Source organism: Vibrio sp. 1-Bac 57 (assembly GCF_037546855.1).
Classification (GTDB): Bacteria; Pseudomonadota; Gammaproteobacteria; order Enterobacterales; family Psychromonadaceae; genus Psychromonas.
On record NZ_JALAAC010000115.1, the window covers coordinates 1 to 555 of the forward strand.

Annotated in this window: 1 protein-coding gene; it reads right to left on the reverse strand. The window is 40.7% G+C overall.

Annotated features, from left to right (window positions below; translation table 11 throughout):
- The coding region (locus MT391_RS20755; protein ID WP_499499998.1) for a transposase at positions 1-555 on the reverse strand (555 nt) is incomplete at both ends.

Genomic DNA, 555 nt, shown 5'->3' on the forward strand with positions numbered 1-555 from the left:
CTACTGTCTATTTTCACTCGCATTCTATCGGTATAAGAAATGTGCTTCGTTGTTTTACCTGTTTCAAATTGAACTTGCCGACCTTGTTTAGTGGGCACTTTTCGCATGCATTGCTTTTGCAATGGACAAACACGGCAATCCTTCAAATAACCAGAGAAACGAACGTATTGCCGACCGGCGGTTTCAATGTTTTTAACACTTAACCACATTTCTTTACCCGCAGGACAATGGCATTCATTTTTCTTTTTATCAAAGTAAAAGTCTTTGCTATTGAACAATCTCGCTCGGCCTTTACTGCGTTTCAATCGTCGTTTTTCTTGCTCTGTATGATAGGTTTCGCTCTCTTTAAATAATGGATTACGACTTCTAAATGCAGTGTCTGCAATGTAAGCATCAAGCCCCGTTGTAGCCATAAACTCAAGATTGACTTCACTATGAAAACCGCTGTCTGCGGTAAATTTTGCTTCACACAAGGCTTCAGGCGTACCGAGTTCAGTCAGTTGTTTTTTCAAGTCTTCGATAGCGGGTTTTAAGGTTTGTTGCTCTCCCACACTT